The 5,524-nt window shown below is 38.5% G+C and carries 4 protein-coding genes and 1 pseudogene; 2 read left to right on the top strand and 3 right to left on the bottom strand.

Features of this window, described 5'->3' with window-relative positions; translation table 11 throughout:
* Window positions 1-439 (bottom strand): annotated as a pseudogene (locus tag ACQR30_RS01100) (DNA mismatch repair protein MutS); the annotation flags it as partial.
* Window positions 440-620: 181 nt separating this feature from the next.
* Here ACQR30_RS01100 and ACQR30_RS01095 point away from each other — a divergent pair.
* Window positions 621-836, top strand: a complete 216-nt coding sequence (locus tag ACQR30_RS01095; protein WP_429730045.1) for a DUF2007 domain-containing protein — start codon at window positions 621-623, stop codon at window positions 834-836.
* A gap of 443 nt (window positions 837-1,279) precedes the next feature.
* Here the strand turns inward: ACQR30_RS01095 and katG are convergent, their stop codons facing one another.
* Window positions 1,280-3,466: a catalase/peroxidase HPI gene (gene katG / locus ACQR30_RS01090; protein WP_429730042.1), complete on the bottom strand. Its 2,187-nt coding sequence runs from the start codon at window positions 3,464-3,466 to the stop codon at window positions 1,280-1,282.
* A 124-nt stretch (window positions 3,467-3,590) separates the two neighbouring features.
* Between katG and ACQR30_RS01085 the strand changes: the two genes are divergently transcribed.
* A complete protein-coding gene (locus tag ACQR30_RS01085; RefSeq protein ID WP_429730039.1) occupies window positions 3,591-4,532 on the top strand; it encodes a LysR substrate-binding domain-containing protein in 942 nt (313 codons plus the stop codon).
* A gap of 7 nt (window positions 4,533-4,539) precedes the next feature.
* On the opposite strand, the gene ACQR30_RS01080 is transcribed toward ACQR30_RS01085, so the two are convergent.
* Window positions 4,540-5,524, bottom strand: a 985-nt coding sequence (locus ACQR30_RS01080; protein ID WP_429730036.1) for an ABC transporter ATP-binding protein, incomplete at its 5' end; no start/stop codon positions are given.

The raw sequence follows: 5,524 nt of genomic DNA, 5'->3' as shown, positions 1-5,524 counted from the left end.
TGTCGAGCAAGGCAATCCCTACGTTATCATCGGTGTAATGTATAGCTGCTAAAAAATTATTAGTATCATATTCCAATAGCTTATCGCTGGTTGCTACACCGGGGGTAACTAACTCAGTAACTCCGCGTTTTACAATGCCTTTTGCCTGTTTTGGATCTTCTAGTTGGTCGCAAACAGCCACACGGAAACCGGCTTTTACCAATTTATGCAAATAAGTATCTAACGAATGATGAGGAAAACCAGCAAGTTCCATTGCATTGGGGTCCCCGCTATTGCGCTTGGTCAAAGTAATACCCAAAACCTGCGCAGCTTTTATAGCATCACTTCCAAAAGTTTCATAAAAATCACCTACCCGAAATAATAAAATTGCGTCAGGATATTTTTGTTTAATCGCTTTGTGCTGTTGCATTAAAGGCGTCACGCCCGCTGATTTTGCCATAGCAACAAAGATAAGTTTTGAAAGACTATTTTAATTTAGGATGTAAAAATTGTGTATAAAAAAGAAGGACTCATTTTTATTTTTAGAATAAAAAGGTCGAATACGGTAAAAACTATTTTCTGAATTCTTCAATTTTAATCCGATCTTTACTACCCGTTTAATGAATCTTAAAAACTCAAATATGGATAGCTGGAAAATAGTATTTAGTTCTAGTACACCTTTGGAAGTAAATTTAGCAAGTAACTACTTAGAGTCAGAAGGAATAGAAACCCTACTACAAAATGAATTGGCTTCTCAGATTTATGCAAATATTGTTGATAAAGTAAAACTTTTAGTTAAGGAAAAAGATTTAGAACCAGCAACAAAGATATTAATAGAAAGAGGCTATATAAAATAAGCTAAACAATGACGCCCTTAGTACAATAATCACGGTTATTCTTAAAGCGGTGGTTTATTCCTTGGTTTATTCTTGGTTTATTTCATTTTAACGATAGATTCCAACGAGCTTATTTCCAAAAGTTTCATTTGGCATAAGAACTTAACTCCTAAACTTACGCTATATTAGGTCGAAGGCAAAGCAGCGCCAAATGAAGGAAATTTCGGTTTAAAGGAAAACAGCTTTAGGGCAACAATTTAACAAGCAGCAAAGACCAGATCATCTCTCCATTCATCCACAATGAGTCTTTGATAGAATGAAACATCGGAGAAATTTTTATGAAAAATAAAGAGAAAATGAATTTGTGTCGTCCTAAATAATCGATATAGATTATTAGACAAAAATAATTAATCAAACACCTGCAAGAACGTTCTTGCAAGTGTTTTTGCTTTTTTATATTGTCGCTACGCTAAGTCAAAACGATCCAAATTCATTACCTTATCCCAAGCGGCTACGAAATCTTCTACAAATTTCCCCTTAGCATCGTCACTCCCATAAACTTCTGCAAGTGCTCTCAGCTCCGAGTTGGAACCAAAAATAAGATCAACACGTGTCGCCATCCATTTAACTTTTCCGGTAGCTCTGTCGCGGACTTCGTACAATTGTTGAGATTCATCAATCGCCTTCCAGGCGTTATCCATATCCAGTACATTGACAAAAAAATCATTGGAAAGTGTTCCAGGAGTATCTGTAAATACACCATATTTAGAACCATCAAAGTTGGCCCCCAATACGCGCATACCACCCATCAGCACCGTCATTTCAGGTGCAAGTAAAGTAAGTAATTGAGCTTTATCAATCAACATGGCTTCCGTTGGTATAGAGCTTTTATGTTTTAAATAATTACGAAAACCATCCGCCAATGGTTCTAACGGCTCAAAAGATTCGACATCTGTTTGTTCTTGCGAAGCGTCCATTCTGCCCGGCATAAAGGGGACGGTAACCTTATGCCCTGCATTTGCTGCGGCTTTTTCTACTGCAGCCGTACCGGCCAAAACAATCAAATCAGCAAGAGAAACCTTTTTGCCATTAGTTTGCGCATTATTAAAATCTTTTTGAATCCTTTCTAAAACATCTAAAACTCTCACCAACTGGGCAGGGTTATTCACTTCCCAATCTTTTTGCGGAGCTAGACGAATACGCGAACCATTAGCGCCACCACGTTTATCAGAATTGCGGAATGTAGAGGCGGAGGCCCAAGCAACCAAAACCAATTGAGCTATAGATAATTCAGATGCCAACACTTTTGCTTTCAATGCAACAATATCATCTTGCTCAATTAATTTATGATTAATATCCGGAATTGGATCTTGCCATATAAGAACTTCTTCAGGAACTTCCGGCCCTAAATATCTTGAACGCGGCCCCATATCACGATGAGTCAGTTTAAACCAGGCACGAGCAAATGCATCGGCAAATGCATCGGGGCTTTCATGGAAATGTTTGGATATTTTTCCATAAATAGGGTCAAAACGCAAAGACAAATCTGTTGTCAGCATCGTAGGTAAACGTTTTTTATCAGCATTAAACGGATCTGGAATAATAGGTTTGGCATCTTTAGCCACCCATTGATAAGCGCCGGCAGGGCTTTTGGTCAACTCCCATTCAAAGCCAAATAGAATATCGAAAAAACTATTGCTCCATTTTGTTGGAAATTCAGACCAAATCACTTCGGGACCACCACCAATCGCATCAATTCCCACACCCGAAGCATGGGTACTTCTCCAACCCAAACCTTGTTCTTCGAGATCTGCTTCTTGTGGCACAGCCCCTACCAAAGAAGCATCCCCAGCACCATGTGTTTTACCAAATGTGTGCCCACCCGCAATAAGTGCCACCGTTTCTTCATCATCCATTGCCATACGGGCAAAAGTTTCTCTAATGTCCACAGCCGCGGCAAGATAGTCAGGTTTGCCGTTGGGGCCCTCTGGATTTACATAAATAAGTCCCATCTGAACGGCGGCCAATGGATTTTCTAATTCTCTTTCTCCCGAATAACGATTATCTCCCAACCATTCTGTTTCGGAACCCCAATATACGTCTTCTTCAGGCTCCCATTGATCTGGGCGCCCTCCTCCGAAACCGAATGTTTTGAACCCCATAGACTCCAAAGCAACATTCCCGGCAAGCACAATCAAATCAGCCCAAGATATTTTCTCACCATATTTTTGTTTAACAGGCCAAAGCAACCTGCGTGCTTTATCAAGGTTTACATTATCCGGCCAACTATTCAAAGGCGCAAAACGTTGTTGTCCTCCGCCTGCGCCGCCGCGGCCATCTCCAATGCGATAAGTCCCTGCACTATGCCAAGCCATGCGTACCATTAAAGGGCCATAATTACCGAAGTCCGCCGGCCACCAATCTTTTGAGTCTGTCATTAATGTCGCTAAATCTTTTTTAACTGCCTTAAAATCGAGACTTTTAAATGCCTGTGCATAGTCAAAATCTTTACTCATCGGATTTGATAAAGGGGAGTGTTGCCGTAAAACACCGATTTTTAACTGGTTTGGCCACCAATTCTGACTAGTATTCCTCTTTGAGTTTCCAGCTCCATGAAATGGACATTTGCTGCTGCTTTCATTATTTTCCATATTTAAAAACTTGTTTTATTATGAGATAATTAAATTTACAAAACTTCCCATCGATAACAAATGTAAGTTTTCTGAGCCATAGAATTAATCAATTGTTTTTATACCTTCATCGAAAATATTGATAATGACTTTTACACAACTTGAATATATCTTATCCGTAAATATTCACCGGCATTTTGCCAAAGCTGCCGAAAGTTGTCATATTACCCAACCAACATTGAGTATGCAAATTCAAAAGTTGGAAGAGGAATTGGCCGTAAAAATATTCGATAGAAGTAAACAGCCAGTTGTCCCAACTATAGCGGGTGAAGAAATAATAGAGCAGGCGAGAAAAATATTAGCGGAAAAAGATGTTTTATTGGAAATGATTTCTTCTAAAAAAGATTTAATAAAAGGAGAATTAAAAGTCGGAGTAATACCAACGCTCGCACCTTATTTATTACCATTATTTATTCCTCCATTCACAAAGAAATATCCTCAGGTAAGATTACATGTAATTGAACTAACCACAACAACCTTAATTAAACAATTACGTGAAGGCCAAATAGATATGGGCATTTTGGTAACACCTCTCAATGAAAAAGGTATTAAAGAAGATCCACTCTTTTATGAAGAAATGTTGGTTTACACCTCGAGTAAAAATAAGTTATTAAAGAAAAGTTTTATCTTATCAAAAGATATCGACCCCAATAAATTATTGCTTTTGGAAGAAGGACATTGCTTTCGTTCTCAGATTATTAACTTGTGTGAGCTCCGCAAGCACAGCTATGGGGGCACGCACTTCGAGTATGAAGCCGGCAGCTTGGAAACACTTCGCAGAATGGTAGACGCAAGCGATGGTATTACCATTTTGCCCGAGCTAGCAACATTTGATATGAACGAAAAAGACAAACAAAGATTACGTCATTTTAGATCTCCTGCACCTGTTCGAGAAGTTGGAATAGTTACACACAGAGATTTTGTAAAAAGAAAATTAGTGAATGCTATTAAGCAAGCGATTCTAGAAAACATTCCCATCAAATTACGGTCAAACGGGAAAAAATATATTGTGCCCATTAATGCATAATTAAAACCTAACTTACGCGTTTTCCTTCCAAAAGCATATCCAGTGCATTATCCAGTGTACCGGCCGCAGTAACTTTACCAGCATTCACGAAGAAAATTTCATCTGCATTCTCAATCGTATTGAGTCTATGTGCAATAATAACTCTGGTCGTCTCTTTAGGTAATTTATTTAAAATCTCTTCCAATAACTTTTCTGTAACAGTGTCAATATTCGCAGTTGCTTCATCCAATATCAAAATTTTCGGCTTACGTAAAACTGCACGAATGAAAGCAATCAATTGCTTTTGCCCAAGACTAATCGAATCAACTGTGGCTTTTAATTCTGTATCTAATCCTTTTTCAAAACGCATCAAAAGCCCTGTCAATCCCGCTTCCTGTATAATTCTGGTCAACTCTTCATTTGTGCTTTTTTGATACAATTCATTACCATACAAAATATTTTCACGTAGTGTTCCCGTAAATAAAATCGGTTCTTGCAAAATAAACCCAATTTCTTTTGCCCTTTCCTCCGATTTGTAAGTTCGAATATCCATGCCGTTTAACAAAATCTCTCCTTCGGTGGGATCATACAACCGTGCAATTAAGGATGCGGTAGTTGTTTTGCCTCCCCCGGTCGGACCAACCAAAGCATACGTTTTTCCAGCAAGCATATTAAAATTAATATGGTGCAAAACCTTTTTGCCTTCTGGATATTGAAAAGAAACATTTCTAAATTCAATAACTGAAGAAGTCTCTTTAGTCTGCAAGTCGACATTTACCGGCTTTTCGGTCAAAGTAGATTCTAAACTCAGTATTACCGAAATTCTATCCCAGGCGGCCATAGCGGTCTGAAAACCCGCCCACAAGGCTGCAATCTGCCTTAAAGGCCTGTAGAAACTATCCGAATAGGCGATAAAACTTATAAGTAACCCTATTGTAAATTCTCCCTTTGAAACCAAATAAATCCCCAAAGCCAAAACGATTAATTGCGCCAATTCAGAAAATAATGTAAAG

Origin of the sequence: Arachidicoccus sp., from assembly GCF_050436765.1 — a bacterium.
GTDB lineage: Bacteria > Bacteroidota > Bacteroidia > Chitinophagales > Chitinophagaceae > Arachidicoccus.
This window is presented reverse-complemented; position numbering and strand designations above follow the sequence as displayed.

Excerpts from the sequence above, each read along its gene's own strand:
- ACQR30_RS01095 (WP_429730045.1), top strand. The coding sequence starts at position 621 with ATGGATAGCTGGAAAATAGTATTTAGTTCTAGTACACCTTTGGAAGTA.
- katG (WP_429730042.1), bottom strand. The coding sequence starts at position 3,466 with ATGGAAAATAATGAAAGCAGCAGCAAATGTCCATTTCATGGAGCTGGA.
- ACQR30_RS01085 (WP_429730039.1), top strand. The coding sequence starts at position 3,591 with ATGACTTTTACACAACTTGAATATATCTTATCCGTAAATATTCACCGG.